The sequence below is a fragment of the Enterococcus sp. DIV1375a genome (assembly GCF_051712205.1).
GTDB classification, from domain to species: Bacteria; Bacillota; Bacilli; order Lactobacillales; family Enterococcaceae; genus Enterococcus; species Enterococcus faecalis.
In genome coordinates, this window is the sequence record NZ_JBIOOM010000001.1 from 423,409 (window position 1) to 439,154 (window position 15,746).

Consider the following 15,746-nt stretch of genomic DNA (forward strand, 5'->3'; position numbering starts at 1 on the left):
TTAATCAAAAATTATGCTGAAGAAAATAAATAAATAAACATCACAAGTGATAAGGAGATTTTTATGACGATCAATCAAAAAGAAGCAGTCGATAGTCGCCGTACGTTTGCGATTATTTCCCATCCGGATGCTGGGAAAACAACGATTACTGAACAATTATTATTATTTGGGGGCGCCATCCGCCAAGCTGGAACAGTCAAAGGGAAAAAAACAGGGAACTTTGCCAAATCTGACTGGATGGAAATTGAAAAACAACGGGGAATTTCGGTAACGAGTTCTGTGATGCAATTTGACTATCAAGATAAACGGATTAATATCTTGGACACCCCAGGGCATGAGGATTTCTCAGAGGATACGTATCGGACCTTAATGGCCGTGGATAGTGCTGTGATGGTTATTGACAGTGCCAAAGGGATTGAAGCACAAACGAAAAAACTTTTCCAAGTTGTTAAAAAACGTGGTATTCCAATTTTTACCTTTATTAACAAATTGGACCGTGATGGACGGGAACCATTGGAACTTTTAGAAGAATTGGAAGAACTATTGGATATTGAATCTTATCCAATGAACTGGCCAATTGGTATGGGAAAAGGCCTAGAAGGTCTATACGATATTTATAATGAACGTGTGGAATTATATCGTCCAGAAAATAATGGCGGGGAGCGTTTTATTCCTTTAAAAGATGGCGATATCCCAAGCGATTTACCATTGCACAATAACAGCGTTTATCAACAAGTGTTGGAAGATGTTGAGTTATTGGTAGAAGCAGGCGATGAATTTAGCGAGGAAAAAATCGCTCGTGGTGATCAAACGCCAGTCTTCTTCGGTTCTGCTTTGACAAACTTTGGGATTCAAACATTTTTAGAAACCTTCTTACAATTTGCGCCTGCGCCACATGCGCATAAAACAGAAGAGGGTGGCGAAGTAAGTCCTTACGAAAAAGAATTTTCAGGCTTTGTCTTTAAAATTCAAGCGAATATGAACCCAGCCCATCGTGATCGAATTGCCTTTGTTCGAATTTGTTCAGGTGTTTTTGAGAGAGGCATGGACGTGACTTTAGGTAGAACAGGCAAAAAAGTCAAATTAAGTAACGTGACGCAATTTATGGCGGATGCCCGCGAAAACGTCACAGAAGCTGTTGCAGGCGATATTATCGGCGTGTATGACACAGGAAATTACCAAATTGGTGATACTTTGTATGAAGGGAAAATGAATGTTCAATATGAAGAGTTGCCGTCATTTACCCCTGAATTATTCATGAAAGTAACTGCCAAAAACGTGATGAAACAAAAATCTTTCCATAAAGGAATTTACCAACTGGTTCAAGAAGGAGCCATTCAATTATATAAAACATATTTAACGGAAGAATATATCATTGGCGCCGTAGGTCAATTGCAGTTTGAAGTTTTCCAATACCGAATGTCCAATGAATACAATGCTGAAGTAGTAATGACGCCAATGGGTTCTAAAATTGCCCGCTGGATTAATCCAGAAGATTTAGATGAACGCATGAGCTCTAGCCGAAACATTTTGGCACGGGACCGCTTCGACCAACCATTGTTCTTATTTGAAAACCAATTTGCGGAACGCTGGTTTGCGGATAAATATCCAGATGTTGAACTGAAAAGTTTGATGTAAAATTAATTTGTAATCAATCAGTAGCTGAATCTTTAGAAGATTGAAGCTCGGCGCAATCATTCTCAAGATGATTGCGCTGAGCTTTTTCTTCTTATAAGGCACTAAAGCAGGCGTGATTATTTTTTTTGAGATAGAATACTTATTATAACTAACCTATCAAGGAGTGGACAAGAACATGAACTTTTATGGCATCGAGTATTTAAAAAGCCAATCTAATTTAAATGATTACTTAAAGTATTTTTTTATTTTTGCTTTGTTAATCGGGCTAGTCATTGTGTTTAGTTTTTATGTGCGACATCAAATTCAAACGAAATATCGTGAATTAAGTATTATTATTTTTTTATCATTATTATTTGTTTTAGGGGTTCAATATTCCAATTATCAACTGAACCAAAATCAGCATTCACAATCTTCACAAATGGTACATTTTGTCGAACAAGTGGCACAGGAAAAAAAGGTTTCTCCAGAAAAAGTTTATGTCAATGGTACACAATTGGCTGACGGAACCATAGTTAAAATTGACGAAGTGTTTTATAAAATGAGTTTAAGTACGGATCAGCAGTCTTATACGTTACAAGAAACGTATTTATTAACACCAACGATTGAAATAATAAAGTAAAGTGAGGGAAAATTAATGCAGTTTTATAGTCCAATTATTATTAAATTTGCTTTAGGTATTATTTGTTTAATTGTCCAAATTAATTTGATGGGAAAAGGCAATTTGGCGCCCACATCGGCCATGGACCAAGTGCAAAACTATGTATTGGGGGGCATTATTGGTGGTGTTATTTATAATGATTCAATTACGGTGCTTCAATTTGTATTAGTGTTAATTTTGTGGACATTATTAGTCTTAATTTTAAAATTTGCAAAAGAACACAATCGCTATGTGAAGCAAATTGTGGATGGTAAACCCATTACTTTAATCAAGGATGGACAGGTTGTGGTGAAGGAATGTTTGAAAAATGGTATTTCTGCAAATGATCTGATGTTTAAATTACGAGCAAATGGTATTTATGAAGTCCAGCTTGTTAAACGGGCGGTTTTAGAACAAAATGGTCAATTAACAATCGTCGAATATGGCGATGAAAGTATTCGTTACCCGATTATTGTGGACGGTCAAGCCAACATGGATGTCCTAGAGTTAATCAAAAAGGATGAGCACTGGCTATTAACGCAAATCCAAGAACAAGGATTCCAAAGATTACAGGAAATCTATCTAGGTGAGTATTTATCTGGGCAGTTAAGTTTATCGCCATATGAAGAAAAAACGATTGCTTAGCTATACTTTTTATCCTACTTATATTAGAATTGAATGGTAATTCAATGAGCTTTAAAAGGAGGAAAAATGAAAACTAAAAAGATAGTTGTCGGGTTATTTTGTTCAATGATTGTTTTAATGGAGTGCCAACCAGATCAACGAACTGAAAAAATGAAAGAAAGTACTGAAACAGAAGCAGGCCAAGTAACGAGTGGTGCCTCGGAAGCCACTAATGCCACTTCTGTAAAGCAGGAGGAGCAGGCAAACACGAATAATCAATCGAAAGAGAGTGTTGCCAAAGTGAGTTATGAGCGTAATGGACATACCTTTGAAGTTGATGCTGTTTCTGGCGCTACAGTAGAAGCTAATAATGGACAATCAGGAATTAGCCCAGAAGAAAAAGCCCAGAAGATGTATTGGTCAGGTCGTCCAGAAATCGGAGAAGTTCAAGGGGATTATTATCATCATGAAGTCGTGTTTGATGGCGGCTATACGGCTTTAATTGATGTCGTTGTTAAGGATCAACAAATTCAGTTAGTGGAATTTGATGAACGTGGACCTAAAAACTATTATTCTGAAGAATGGGCAGGAGTGACAAAACGTTTATCCGGCTATGCAAATTTTCAAGCGAACAACGCCCGAACCGATCAATCGTTAGTGACCGTTGTTAATACGATGACTTTTTTAGAAAATCAAATGGTTGCTGAAAATCGTCTAGATGGTGCCTTCCAGACAGCCAAAGGTCAATCCAATAGCGCTAATAATGGCTATCTTCCTGCTGCTAGGGCTTTAGCTAAGGAAATCAAAGAACCCTCAAAAGAACATTATACAAGTCTAACAGAAGATTTTGGAGAGGGGCTTTCTGGACGTTTAACTGTTATTACGTTAAAAGATTCAGGGAAAATAACCGATCTTCGTTATGATGAATATTTTGCAGATACAGAAGAAGAGATTAAAGATGCGAAACTGAAGGCTTATTCTCGCCAATCAAAATATTTTTCTAAAGATTATGCTCAAAAATCGGGAGAAAATTTCAAAAAAGAAGTGGATGACTTAAGAAAAAAAAGCAATCGAGGAAAATAAATTAGTCAGTCCGACAAATGAGGAAGCCTGGTCGGAAAATTATCAAAGTCTTGTAAAAAAAATAACGTCACAATAAATAAAACAAACTGCCGAAGTGGGGAAACTTCGGCAGTTTGTTTAGTTTTCTATGAGGGAAACTTTTAATGGAACAGACACTTCGGTCACATGGTTTAATTCAATGATAGAAATTTCATCTGGGTCATAAGCCTCTTTAGGTAATCGTTTCAACAGTTTTGCTAAAATTTCTTTTACTTCTGTCGGACGAATGCGACGATTTTTATTCATAATCAGAACTTCCACATGGTGAGCTGCTTCTGAATAGACAGCGGTCGTGTTTCCTGCTGAGTAGACTTTTACAAAGTAAGCATCCGTGTTTTCCAATTGTTTATTTACTAATTGTTTGTAGCTATTGGTCACATTCACTAATTTCATTTTATCACCTCATTATAGTTGTGTGCTGCAAAAGAGCGTTTCCAATTATGTACAGGAGTTCCAGATTGAATTTTTTCTATGAGGAACAAGTATACGAATATCTTTCTTCTATTATAGTTTTTTTTGATGAAAATAAAAAGTGAAAAGCATAAAAAAATCCGCACGCATTGTTATTAATGCGTGTGGATTTTTGATTATTCTGCTTGGTCAGATGTTGAAGTTTCTGTTTTAGTCACTTCTTGTGCGCCAGTTACGATAATTTTACCTTCGTTATCTAACGTTGCGACTAATTGATGATTTTCAGGATGATCTAGATAGTATTCAGCAATGCCGTCTTCAATTTGTTCTTGAATCGTTCGGCGTAAAGGACGAGCGCCCATTGCAGGATCATAACCTAAATCAACGAGTTTCTCTTTGACTTCTGTTGGAACCTCAATGTGTAATTTTTGTTTAGCTAATAAGCCATTTACTTCTTCTAACATCAAGCTGACAATGTTCATCAGGTTTTCTTTGCTTAATGCTTTGAATTCGATAATACCATCGAAACGGTTAAGGAATTCGGGAGTGAAGAAGTTGTTCAATTGACCTAAAACAGATTTAGTCACACCTTCACGGGCAGCGCCAAAGCCAACGTTGGCTTCCACAGCTCCTGTTCCAGCATTACTTGTCATGATAATGATGGTGTCTTTAAAGCTGACTGTACGACCTTGTGCATCTGTTAAACGGCCATCGTCGAGAATTTGTAAAAACATGTGTAAAACATCAGGATGCGCTTTTTCAATTTCATCCAATAAAATTAAACTATAAGGATTACGACGGACTTTTTCTGTGAGTTGTCCAGCTTCGTCATACCCAACATAGCCTGGAGGAGAACCTATCAGTTTAGAAACACTGTGTTTTTCCATATACTCACTCATATCAAAACGAACCATCGAATCTTCTGAACCGAATAGCTCAAAGGCTAATTGTTTTGCTAATTCTGTTTTACCAACGCCTGTTGGCCCTACAAATAAGAAGGAACCAATTGGGCGGTTTTGTTTGCCTAGGCCTACACGATTGCGACGAATCGCTTTAGCTACTTTATCGACGGCATCATCTTGTCCGACAACATGAGCTTTTAAGTCAACAGCTAAATTTTTCAATTGGGTTTGTTCTTTTTCTTTTAAGTCACCGACAGGAATGCCAGTTTTTTGTTCCACAATGGCTTCAATATCTTTTTCAGTGATGACGGGTGTTTCTTCATCGCTGATTTGTTTTTCTTTCATTGCTTGTAATTTATTGATTTGATCACGATAGTAAGCCGCTTTTTCAAAATCTTCTTCTGCAGAAGCTTGTTGTTTTTGTTGTTCCGCTTCTGCTAATTTTTTATCAATTGTTTTTGGATCGACGAGTTGAATAGTTAGATTCATTTTTGAACCAGATTCATCTAACAAGTCAATCGCTTTATCTGGTAAAAAGCGATCTTGAATGTAACGGTTGGATAAGTTTGCTGCTGCGTTAATCGCTTCATCTGTATATTTGACATGATGATAATCTTCATAACGTTTTTGCAGACCATGTAAAATCGTTATGGTTTCGGCAACGGTTGGCTCATCTACTTGGACTGGTTGCATCCGACGTTCTAAGGCAGCGTCTTTTTCAATAATACGGTACTCATTTAAAGTTGTGGCACCGACTAATTGTAATTCACCACGTGCTAAGGCCGGTTTTAAAATATTGCCAGCATCCATATTGCCATCACCAGCAGCACCGGCACCCACAATTTCATGGACTTCATCAATAAATAAAATGACATTTTCAGCTTCAGTGATTTCTTCAATCAATTTTTGCATCCGTTCTTCAAATTGTCCGCGAATACCAGTTCCTTGAACAAGTGAAACCACATCTAAACGAATGACTTCTTTGTCCAATAATTTTTGGGGCACATCGCCATCGACAATTTTTTGGGCTAAACCTTCGACAACGGCTGTTTTACCAACACCTGGTTCACCGATTAAAACGGGGTTGTTTTTTGTACGGCGATTTAAGATTTCAATGACACGCTTAATTTCTTGGTCACGTCCTACCACAGGATCGATATCTCCTTGGCGTGCCGCTTCGGTGATGTTAATCCCATACTCGCCTAGTAAACCTTGACCAGCGCCAGCGCCTCCGCGAGGGGGTTGACCGCCATTACCACCATCACCAAATTGAGTGGGTGGTGTTTGTTGTTCATAAGGATTACCTTGTTGCATTTGGCGAGAAAGAGAGCGATATAAATCGTCTAAACTCCCAAAGCCAAAAGGGTCTTGTCCCATATTTTGAGGGGAATTATTTGCTTGATTTTTTAATTTTTGATAGCAGCTTTGGCAATAGTCCAGTTGTTTTCTTTGACCATTCACATTTGCATATAAATGAATTGTTGCTTCATTTTGTTGACAATTTTGACAAATCATTGAATGAAACACATCCTTTCAAAATAACTGAGGCCAGAAAAATAGTTGTTTGTTCTATTATTTCTAGTAAACAGACCATTTTTCTTCAAACCAGCCAAGTACTAGATAGCAGGAATAAATTCTGTCTATAAAACCACTTGACCATTTTTGACCTTTGAGGTTATTATAGCATTTTTTGTAAGAGAATCAAGTAAAAGACCTTGTTTAAAAAAAGACAAAGATTCGATTTTTTTACAGACAATTGCGCCATTTTCAAGTAAACTATAAGAGTTGATATTTAAGAGAAAGAGTGGTGAAATCAATGGCTGAAAATCCTTTTGTAGAAAAAATTGCTTCATTAAAAGCTGGAGAAATCTCTGAATTAATCGTGGAGCAAAATGAATTTTTCCAATTTCGTGATGCTTGGATTTCTTTGCCTGACCGCGCGGAAATTGTTGGAGAAGCGGGGTTAAATGGACGAATCATTTATCGTTACCAAAAAGAGGAAGAATAGTCAGTGCAAAACATCACGAAATTTAAGCAAAAAGTGTTGTGTAAGATAGAAAAAAATGGTAATCTTAGAAACTGAAAGGGTCTTTTTTCGAGTAGACGTTTGATTTTAGCGTATCAAGAAAGGAAAACCCTAACATAAAAATTTTTTATTTACGAAGGAGACCGATTTATATGGAAAAGAAAGAATTTCACATTGTAGCAGAAACAGGAATTCACGCACGTCCAGCTACTTTATTAGTACAAACTGCAAGCAAATTTAACTCAGATATTAACTTAGAATACAAAGGTAAATCTGTTAACTTAAAATCAATCATGGGCGTTATGTCTTTAGGCGTTGGTCAAGGTTCTGACGTAACAATCACTGTTGATGGTGCTGACGAAGCTGAAGGAATGGCAGCAATCGTTGAAACATTACAAAAAGAAGGATTGGCTGAATAATGTCTGAGATGCTAAAAGGGATTGCCGCAAGTGATGGCGTTGCTGTTGCTAAAGCTTACCTGCTAGTTCAACCTGACTTGTCTTTCAACAAAACTTCCGTAGAAGATACTGAAGCAGAAGCAACTCGCTTAGACGATGCTTTAGCAAAATCTACTGAAGAGTTGCAAGCAATTCGTGACAAAGCAGCTCAAAGCCTTGGTGAAGCAGAAGCGCAAGTTTTCGATGCTCATTTAATGGTTTTATCTGACCCAGAAATGGTTGGTCAAATCAAACAAAATATCCAAGACAACAAAGTCAATGCAGAAGCTGCCTTGAAAGAAGTTACGGATATGTATATTGGTATGTTTGAAGCAATGGACGATAATGCTTACATGCAAGAGCGTGCAGCAGATATTCGTGACGTTGCCAAACGTATCTTAGCACATTTATTAGGTGTGACTCTTCCAAATCCTTCAATGATTAACGAAGAAGTAATCGTGGTTGCCCATGACTTAACACCTAGTGATACTGCACAATTAGACCGTACGTATGTTAAAGCCTTTGTGACAGACATCGGCGGACGTACTTCTCACTCAGCAATCATGGCTCGTTCGTTAGAAATCCCTGCAATCGTTGGTACAAAAGAAATTACTGACAAAGTAAAAGCAGGCGATATTTTAGCAGTGAACGGAATCATTGGGGATGTTATTATTGACCCAACAGATGCTGAAAAATCTGAATTTGAAGCAGAAGCAAAAGCTTATGCAGATCAAAAAGCAGAATGGGATAAACTAAAAAATGCAGAAACAGTGACAGCTGACGGCAAACATGTTGAGTTAGCTGCAAACATTGGTACACCAAAAGATTTAGCAGGCGTACACAAAAACGGCGGCGAAGCTGTTGGTTTATATCGTACAGAATTCTTATACATGGATTCATCTGACTTTCCAACTGAAGAGGACCAATACCAAGCGTATAAAGCAGTTCTTGAAGGAATGGAAGGAAAACCAGTTGTGGTTCGTACAATGGATATTGGTGGGGACAAAGAGCTTCCTTACCTAACATTACCACACGAAATGAACCCATTCTTAGGTTACCGTGCATTACGTATTAGCTTATCAGAACTAGGTGACGGCATGTTCCGTACACAAATGCGTGCATTATTACGCGCGTCTGTTCATGGTAACTTACGTATCATGTTCCCAATGGTTGCTACTTTGAAAGAATTTAGAGCAGCGAAAGCAATCTTTGAAGACGAAAAACAAAAATTAGTCAACGAAGGTGTTGAAGTTTCAAACGATATCCAAGTAGGTATTATGATTGAAATTCCAGCAGCTGCCGTATTAGCTGATAAATTTGCCAAAGAAGTAGACTTCTTTAGTGTTGGAACCAACGACTTAATCCAATACACGATGGCTGCAGACCGTATGAACGAACGCGTTTCTTACTTATACCAACCATACAACCCATCAATCTTACGTTTAATTAAAAATGTAATTGATGCAGCACACGCTGAAGGTAAATGGGCTGGTATGTGTGGTGAAATGGCGGGCGATCAAACAGCTGTTCCATTACTATTGGGTATGGGCTTAGATGAGTTCTCAATGAGTGCTACATCTATCCTTAAAACACGTAGCTTGATGAAACGTCTAGACACAACTAAAATGGCTGAACTTGCTGACCGCGCATTAAAAGAATGCGACACGATGGAAGAAGTCGTTGCATTAGTTGAAGAATATACAAAATAATTAAGCGATTATGAAAGCACATCGACAATTGTCGATGTGCTTTTTTACTGTTGCGATTCACGTATTTTTTTCTTGAAATAATAAATCGTGCTTCCCAAAATGAATAGAAAAACTAGCGTGATGCTACTCACCAGTTTCCAAGGGAACTTGGTGTGTTTTTCAGGTGGGAGGTTGACGGCGGTAGCATTGTATTTTTTAGCTTCTTTTTCTTGGATGACTAAGTGTTTTTCCCACGAATAGTCTTGATAGCCATCGTTTGCTTTGATTTTTACAGTATAATTTCCAGGAACAAAAGGTTGTTCCTTTAAGTCAATCCGATAATTAAAATTTGTATTAGGGGCCATTGTTAACGACTCTTGGTGATTTTCGTAGCGAGGTTTAGCTTCTTTTTCATAATATAAAGAGGCATCGACTTGTAATTTTTTAATCATAGCCGCTTGTTTGTTTTGGAGATTCATTAATACGCGGTTACGACCGTTAGCTTGATCGGTTTTTACTTCATTTAAAGATAATTTTGGCTGAACAGGTTCATCTGTTTCACTAAGTAAGACACCGACTACATAAGAAAAACGATTATTGATGGCCACGCCGTTTTCTGAGTGAGCAGGTTGTTCATCTGACTTTTGTTCAAAGTAGAGTCCTCCTAAAACATACCCATTAAATGGTTTTTCCGGTAAAGTAAGCTGACATTCAACAGTTTTGGTTGAGTGTTTAGGTAGGTAGATTTCTTTTGGTAATTGCGCAATCTCATTAAAGGTAAAAGGTGCAGATGGATCTTTTTTTGTTTCAGCATGAGAATAATCTGCCAAGCCATTATCATTAGTAATCGCTGCATTGGCTGAAGCTAGCACGGTAATGTCGTTGGCTGTTTGATTCGTTAGTTCGATTTGTAGCTTTTGTGTTTGGTTTGGAGCGACACGTAGATCAAAATAACTTGTCTCTTTGGTTCGTTGATTGTCGGGTAAAATGGCTTTTACAGAAAAAGTCATTTCGCTTGCTTCTACAGAATAAGAGCCAATAAAAAATAAAAAAATGATGACGCTAATAGCATGGAGCCATTTAAAAAGCTGCTGATTCATAGTGTGCACTCCTTTTTGACAATTTTTTATAAGAAGGTATTGCATGAAGTTGTTTCATGCAATACCTTGTTTGTTTTCTTTTAAAGTGGTGTATCATCCAAAATCCAAGTAAGCGTTGTTTTATATTGTTTAGCTGCAACTTTTTTCGTTGTCGCAGGAACAGTTAATTGAATGCCTTGAGCAGCGGTCGCTCCGTTACCAAAAGCTAATGTCCAAGTGCCCATTCCTGTTGAAAGAGCGGCAGTCGCCACAGGAGAAGTAGCGGCACCAGTTGGATCCAAGGTTACTGGGACCGTTAATGGCGCCAAAGAAAGTAACTGTGTTGAATTGGGTGTTGCTGCTAAAAAGGTCAAGGATGCATTATCCAAAACAGCGGGTGTTGAATCACTTGTAGCAAATTGCGCACTCTGTTTAACTGATAATTTCCAGCCAAGATTTAGACCACGTTTGTCAGTTACTTGAACATAGTTTGGCACGCTAATTAAATCGCCAGTACTATTTTGTACTTGGTCCAGTTGTGCCGAACAGATTGCTGTTCCGGCTTGAATTTGTTTTGATCCAAAATGGATATTTGAAACATAGTCAATACTTAGGGGTCCGGCTGTACCAGGTTGATGAGGATCAGCAGGATTAGGTGTCACAGGCTGAGAAGGGTTCGTCGGGTTGACAGGTGGCGTGACAGTATTATCAAGAGTAAACGTAATATCAGCGTTGGATTGAATAGAAGCGACTTGAGCTGCTTCAACTTTTGGACTATTTAAAAGCATAAGAGGCGTAGCAACGAACAAAATGCTTGAAATGCGCACGATCTTTTTCATTTTTTATTCCTTCTCGTAATATATATTTTGAAACGACTTCCATCGTTTCAGTCACCCCTTAGGGCTATTCCTTATTAAATAACTTTTAAACCTTGGCTATTGAATTTTGTTCCTGGATAATAGACTTATGGAAACGGTCTATCGGAACACTGCTAATTTCCTTTGTAGCTATGACTACAGCAGAAAGCCTGCATCCCGACTTATTGAATTATCATGCCTCAAACCCATTAGCTGTACCGTTCACTTCTTAAACTATTTCTAGTAGGAAATAGGGTGGCTTTTAAGAGGAAAACAATTGAGTACTATTAAGCGAGACTGCGGTTATTCAATAAGATTCAGGGATAAACTTCAATAGCTAAGTATTCCAAAAAATTTATGAAAGGAGGACCTTCCATGAAATTATTTATTGGTTTAGACGTTAGTTCTCAAAAATTAGATACTTGTTTTTTAACAGACTCCAAAGAAATCTTGTTTGAAGGTTCACTTAGCAACGATTTAATCGGAGCTAGCGAAATCAAACAAAGAATTCTCGACTACCAAGAAACCTTTGGTTTCTGCCAAATTGTCATAGGTATGGAATCAACTTCTGTTTATAGTTTCCACCCAGCAATGTTTTTCTACTTAGATGAAGATTTGAAGCTATTACCTGTCGAAGTCACTGTAGAAAATCCTTATAGAATCAAACAGTATTCAAGAATGTTCGATCAGGATAAAACAGACAAAATTGATGCACAGATCATAGCTGATTATCTGCGAGTAGATCTCCATACATTGTCTCCTATTAAAGAAGAAGTTTATGTTGGTCTTCAACGACTAACAAGATCTCGTTATCAATTAGTGACACAAATGGTAGAAGCAAAACAACATTTTTTAGAAAATTTGACGTATAAATGTAATACTTTATCAAAAGAACTTGCGAATGAAGATAATAAAACTTCCATATTCGGAGCTTCGATTATGAATCTACTTACAGAAGGCATTACCTTAGATGAATTTTCAGAAATGTCTCTGGAAGCGGCCGTTGAATTACTTCAAAAGCTAGGAAAGGGTCGATTCAAAAATCCAGAGCAACTTGTCAAAAGTATTCAAAAAGCTGTACGTAGTTCTTATCGTTTAGGTAAAGTAACCAAGAATTCCATTGACCTTGTATTAGGTATAATCGCCAATGAAATCAAATTTCTAAAAAAACAGATTAAAGAAATTGAAAAAGCCATTACTGCTTTACTTGAAACAATTCCAGAAGCCCAATGCTTATTAAGCGTCCCAGGATTAGGAGCTGTTTATACTGCGGGCTTAATCGCTGAGATTGGTCAAATCGAGCGATTTGATGATCAATCCAAGTTAGCGAAGTATGCCGGTCTAACTTGGACTAAAAATCAGTCGGGAAATTCTCAATCTGAAAACACGCCACTAAATCGTTCTGGAAATCGCTATTTTCGTTACTACTTAATTGAAGCCACCAATCGAGTAAGAAGCACACTTCCAGAATTTAAAGAGTACTACCAAAAAAAGAGAAATGAAGTACCTAAACACAAACATAAACGAGCGCTCGTCTTAACCGGAAGAAAATTTGTACGCTTGATCGATGCGCTACTACGCAACGGTCAATTCTATCAGCCAGCGAAGGTGGTGATAGAAAAATAACGTAAAGTTATTTGCGAAAATCTTCGTGAGCACCCCGAAAAAAATTTGATTTTGGTCGGGTCTAGTTCAGTGCGGTCTAATTTTTCAAAATCTAACTCATATTCTAAAATTTATATCTTGACTTATTACCATTAGGCTTTCTTGTTTATTTTTAACTTTTAAAAAAGCTAAATCCTAATTAGAGGGGTGTATCAGAAAGAATCCATTGTAATTCGGCAGTGTAAGATTCTTTGACCGTTAAATTAAGGTCAGGAGCAACGCTTAAAAAAAGTCCATTTTGTTGGTTCCAAGGAATTTCTACATTGTTATCGTCCGTTGCGGTGTATTGATAAACTTCGGTTGCTAAAGAGGAGATAGGAAAATCACTGCCATTTTTTCGATAAATGAAAGCTTGCTGGATCGTTTTATTTGTAGAAGTTGAATGCATGGGCTGACTCTCTCTTACCAACAAATGCCATGGTGTTTTTGCAACACGACCATCGGCAATGAGGAAAGGAGCGCTGATGGTCGATGGTGAGTATATGGTTCGTTTGCTGGGAAAAGGTAAATTTTTAAAGGAAACTGTAGTTGGCATCTGCACAAAACGGAGTGTACCGTTTTTGATAGGTAAAGACTGTTCCTTAGTAATTGGCGTAATTGGCGTTCCGCCACCATCATTGCCAGTAACCGTGCTAGAAAATAAAAGAAATTGGTTTATCCATTCTTCTGTAACCGTTGCTGTATATTGTAAGGTGAATTGTGTATTGGCTTCCGTAAAATTATCTGCTGGCAGCGAATTATGATAACTCCAATACGGCAAACCAGTGGAACTATCAGTTAAAAGTTGAAGCCCAGCTATTGGCGTACTTAAACCTGCTGCTGATTGTTTTGTTAATGTAGCAGCTGAAAGTTGAGCCAGTCCTTTAGGCACCGTTGCTCGTAATTGCTGATTCATCCACGTTGCTGGTTGATTGGTTAAACGTGTGATTAACGTGAAACGAATGATTTGACCACTTACGACAGAGTTTGCAGCTTCCCAGAGCCCTTGTGCATTTTTCCGCTCAATGGTTTGCGTGACCGTTAGTTGAGGCACAGGATAAGCAACTGTTTGAGAAACAGTAGAACTGGTTAGCAAAGGCAGGCCAGTGCGATTGCTGAGACCTTGGACCCACAAGCTGACCGTTTCTCCCCCTTGGAAAGTGGGTAAATTAGCAAATTGAAAATGGCCATTGGAATCTAAGGACGTTGTGAAAATAGAACCACCATTTATTTGTACTTTAACTTGATAGGTTCCGTTAGATGCTTGAGAAGCTTTACCTGAAAGTTGAGTTGATCCGGCATTAGCGACTACGTTTGTGACTGGTTGGATTGACCAATTGACACTTTGGTCAGCTGAGGGGCTGCTTTGAATATAGTCGGTTGACGTTTTTGAACGAGCAAAGACAATTGTAGAGAGCGTGTCGCCATATTCTAATGGTGAAGCTAAAGATGTCGAGAAATTTCCGGCTGCATCGACAGAAATCCCTTTCACCACAATGGGGGTAGTGGTGCCATCATGGCGGTTCAAGGTTAATTGAACAGAGTAGTTATAGTTTGGGTCTTGTACTTGTTGAATGGTCCCTGTTACAGTAGTGTCCAGATGATTTGGTTGAGTTAGTTTGGCTGGTGTGACTTGAGGAACGGGGTAATTCCCTAAACTAAGTTGAGCTTTGCTAATTACGCCTGTTTTTGTATTGTTTCCAATAATAATATTAATTGCACCTAATCCAGTGCCGACATCTGTAAAGGTTCCTCGAATCGGATAGTCTTTGCCGTTAAGAGCAGGAGGGATTGAAATTCCTCGTTTATAAAGTGCGCCCACATCAAACGAAATGGCGGCAGACCATTTGGTTCCGGGAAGTAACACCAAGGTGCTACTTGGAAAAGTTAGATAAACAGAATGATAAGTGCTACTATAAGAGAGGCTGACGCCGTTAGTTGAACTGTGAATATCTTGAGTGGCTGTTCCTGGATAACTAACAGTCCCTGTTAAAAGAGTCAGAAAATCTTGTTGCTTTAGAGTGTCGTTATCTAACTGGCTTGAAATTTCTGTAGGAAGTTGAATAGCAATAATCGGCCGATCATTAATTGCTAAGCCGATAAGTGTCACACTGTATTCATATGAAAGTGTGATAATATCTTGGTTATACGTTCCCGTACTTAAGGTACTTTTCAAGGTGCTATTACCAACAGAAACACTAGCTGGCATAGGTGCCATAGGTTCATCGTTTTCAGAGGAAGCATGGGTTTGCTCGGTTTCTTGTTCCACGATATCGGTTGCTTGAGTTGTTTGTTGTTCTGTTGAAACTGAGGTAAATGTTTCACTAAAAGTAGAGGCGTGAGTTGTAGGGTTCAGTGTTTCAGAATGAGCCATCAAAGGTTGAGTCAGCGATAAAAAAAGCCATGATATGATGCAAGAAAAGATTCCCCAGACGAACTTATTCAAAACCATCCCCTCCTTTTTTGATATTATATGTATAATGACGAAAATATATAATGCGTAAATATTGAGTGCATACATTCTATAATGGGCCATTCATAAAGTAAAGCGATTACATCCGACGATGAACAAGATATTTTGTTCACAATCTTTTAGGATTTTAAGAAGGAAATTTCTCGAAATTCTATGCTTTTTTAATCCGAAAAAATTAAAAAACTGATAGTTTGCTAAAAATCGAGTC

The 15,746-nt window shown here is 38.0% G+C and carries 12 protein-coding genes and 1 pseudogene; 8 read left to right on the top strand and 5 right to left on the bottom strand.

Annotated features, from left to right (window positions below):
- Positions 1 to 63 precede the first annotated feature (63 nt).
- The 4 genes and pseudogenes from IGJ63_RS02145 (at position 64) to IGJ63_RS02160 (ending at position 4,058) form a co-directional block, all read left to right on the top strand.
- Positions 64 to 1,638, top strand: a complete 1,575-nt coding sequence (locus IGJ63_RS02145; RefSeq protein WP_101731837.1) for a peptide chain release factor 3 — start codon at positions 64 to 66, stop codon at positions 1,636 to 1,638.
- A 175-nt stretch (positions 1,639 to 1,813) separates the two neighbouring features.
- Complete coding sequence (locus IGJ63_RS02150) at positions 1,814 to 2,257, top strand: DUF3290 domain-containing protein (RefSeq protein ID WP_002355544.1); 444 nt, start codon at positions 1,814 to 1,816, stop codon at positions 2,255 to 2,257.
- Between the two features lie 15 nt (positions 2,258 to 2,272).
- Positions 2,273 to 2,920: a DUF421 domain-containing protein gene (locus tag IGJ63_RS02155; RefSeq protein WP_002368017.1), complete on the top strand. Its 648-nt coding sequence runs from the start codon at positions 2,273 to 2,275 to the stop codon at positions 2,918 to 2,920.
- 66 nt (positions 2,921 to 2,986) lie between these two features.
- Positions 2,987 to 4,058, top strand: a pseudogene (locus IGJ63_RS02160) (hypothetical protein).
- Positions 4,059 to 4,099: 41 nt separating this feature from the next.
- Here the strand turns inward: IGJ63_RS02160 and IGJ63_RS02165 are convergent.
- Together IGJ63_RS02165 and IGJ63_RS02170 are read right to left on the bottom strand one after the other, a co-directional pair.
- Positions 4,100 to 4,414 (bottom strand): DUF1827 family protein, encoded by a 315-nt coding sequence (locus IGJ63_RS02165; protein WP_438745871.1) that lies wholly within the window; start codon positions 4,412 to 4,414, stop codon positions 4,100 to 4,102.
- 194 nt (positions 4,415 to 4,608) lie between these two features.
- Positions 4,609 to 6,849 (bottom strand): ATP-dependent Clp protease ATP-binding subunit, encoded by a 2,241-nt coding sequence (locus IGJ63_RS02170; protein WP_010816332.1) that lies wholly within the window; start codon positions 6,847 to 6,849, stop codon positions 4,609 to 4,611.
- 301 nt (positions 6,850 to 7,150) lie between these two features.
- Between IGJ63_RS02170 and IGJ63_RS02175 the strand changes: the two genes are divergently transcribed.
- From IGJ63_RS02175 to ptsP, 3 genes are all read left to right on the top strand, one after another.
- Positions 7,151 to 7,342: a hypothetical protein gene (locus IGJ63_RS02175; RefSeq protein ID WP_002366170.1), complete on the top strand. Its 192-nt coding sequence runs from the start codon at positions 7,151 to 7,153 to the stop codon at positions 7,340 to 7,342.
- Between the two features lie 170 nt (positions 7,343 to 7,512).
- Positions 7,513 to 7,779, top strand: a complete 267-nt coding sequence (locus IGJ63_RS02180) for a phosphocarrier protein HPr (RefSeq protein ID WP_002355551.1) — start codon at positions 7,513 to 7,515, stop codon at positions 7,777 to 7,779.
- Positions 7,779 to 9,506 carry a phosphoenolpyruvate--protein phosphotransferase gene (gene ptsP / locus IGJ63_RS02185; protein WP_002382988.1) on the top strand — a complete coding sequence of 576 codons (1,728 nt, stop codon included), beginning with the start codon at positions 7,779 to 7,781 and terminating at the stop codon, positions 9,504 to 9,506. Before IGJ63_RS02180 ends, ptsP begins: the two co-directional genes overlap by 1 nt.
- A gap of 44 nt (positions 9,507 to 9,550) precedes the next feature.
- On the opposite strand, the gene IGJ63_RS02190 is transcribed toward ptsP, so the two are convergent.
- Both IGJ63_RS02190 and IGJ63_RS02195 read right to left on the bottom strand, forming a co-directional pair.
- Positions 9,551 to 10,630, bottom strand: coding sequence for a DUF916 and DUF3324 domain-containing protein (locus tag IGJ63_RS02190; RefSeq protein ID WP_002382989.1), 1,080 nt, complete (start codon positions 10,628 to 10,630; stop codon positions 9,551 to 9,553).
- Between the two features lie 35 nt (positions 10,631 to 10,665).
- Positions 10,666 to 11,403: a WxL domain-containing protein gene (locus tag IGJ63_RS02195; RefSeq protein WP_101731838.1), complete on the bottom strand. Its 738-nt coding sequence runs from the start codon at positions 11,401 to 11,403 to the stop codon at positions 10,666 to 10,668.
- A 393-nt stretch (positions 11,404 to 11,796) separates the two neighbouring features.
- Between IGJ63_RS02195 and IGJ63_RS02200 the strand changes: the two genes are divergently transcribed.
- Complete coding sequence (locus IGJ63_RS02200) at positions 11,797 to 13,047, top strand: IS110 family transposase (RefSeq protein ID WP_226062448.1); 1,251 nt, start codon at positions 11,797 to 11,799, stop codon at positions 13,045 to 13,047.
- A gap of 178 nt (positions 13,048 to 13,225) precedes the next feature.
- Here IGJ63_RS02200 and IGJ63_RS02205 read toward each other — a convergent pair whose 3' ends face one another.
- A complete protein-coding gene (locus IGJ63_RS02205) occupies positions 13,226 to 15,601 on the bottom strand; it encodes a hypothetical protein (RefSeq protein ID WP_180758875.1) in 2,376 nt (791 codons plus the stop codon).
- Positions 15,602 to 15,746 lie beyond the last annotated feature (145 nt).

What these genes read in the sequence shown, in the direction of transcription:
- IGJ63_RS02145 (WP_101731837.1), top strand. Translation starts at nt 64, where the DNA reads ATGACGATCAATCAAAAAGAAGCAGTCGATAGTCGCCGTACGTTTGCG.
- IGJ63_RS02150 (WP_002355544.1), top strand. Translation starts at nt 1,814, where the DNA reads ATGAACTTTTATGGCATCGAGTATTTAAAAAGCCAATCTAATTTAAAT.
- IGJ63_RS02155 (WP_002368017.1), top strand. Translation starts at nt 2,273, where the DNA reads ATGCAGTTTTATAGTCCAATTATTATTAAATTTGCTTTAGGTATTATT.
- IGJ63_RS02165 (WP_438745871.1), bottom strand. Translation starts at nt 4,414, where the DNA reads ATGAAATTAGTGAATGTGACCAATAGCTACAAACAATTAGTAAATAAA.
- IGJ63_RS02170 (WP_010816332.1), bottom strand. Translation starts at nt 6,849, where the DNA reads ATGATTTGTCAAAATTGTCAACAAAATGAAGCAACAATTCATTTATAT.
- IGJ63_RS02175 (WP_002366170.1), top strand. Translation starts at nt 7,151, where the DNA reads ATGGCTGAAAATCCTTTTGTAGAAAAAATTGCTTCATTAAAAGCTGGA.
- IGJ63_RS02180 (WP_002355551.1), top strand. Translation starts at nt 7,513, where the DNA reads ATGGAAAAGAAAGAATTTCACATTGTAGCAGAAACAGGAATTCACGCA.
- ptsP (WP_002382988.1), top strand. Translation starts at nt 7,779, where the DNA reads ATGTCTGAGATGCTAAAAGGGATTGCCGCAAGTGATGGCGTTGCTGTT.
- IGJ63_RS02190 (WP_002382989.1), bottom strand. Translation starts at nt 10,630, where the DNA reads ATGCAATACCTTCTTATAAAAAATTGTCAAAAAGGAGTGCACACTATG.
- IGJ63_RS02195 (WP_101731838.1), bottom strand. Translation starts at nt 11,403, where the DNA reads ATGAAAAAGATCGTGCGCATTTCAAGCATTTTGTTCGTTGCTACGCCT.
- IGJ63_RS02200 (WP_226062448.1), top strand. Translation starts at nt 11,797, where the DNA reads ATGAAATTATTTATTGGTTTAGACGTTAGTTCTCAAAAATTAGATACT.
- IGJ63_RS02205 (WP_180758875.1), bottom strand. Translation starts at nt 15,601, where the DNA reads ATGGCCCATTATAGAATGTATGCACTCAATATTTACGCATTATATATT.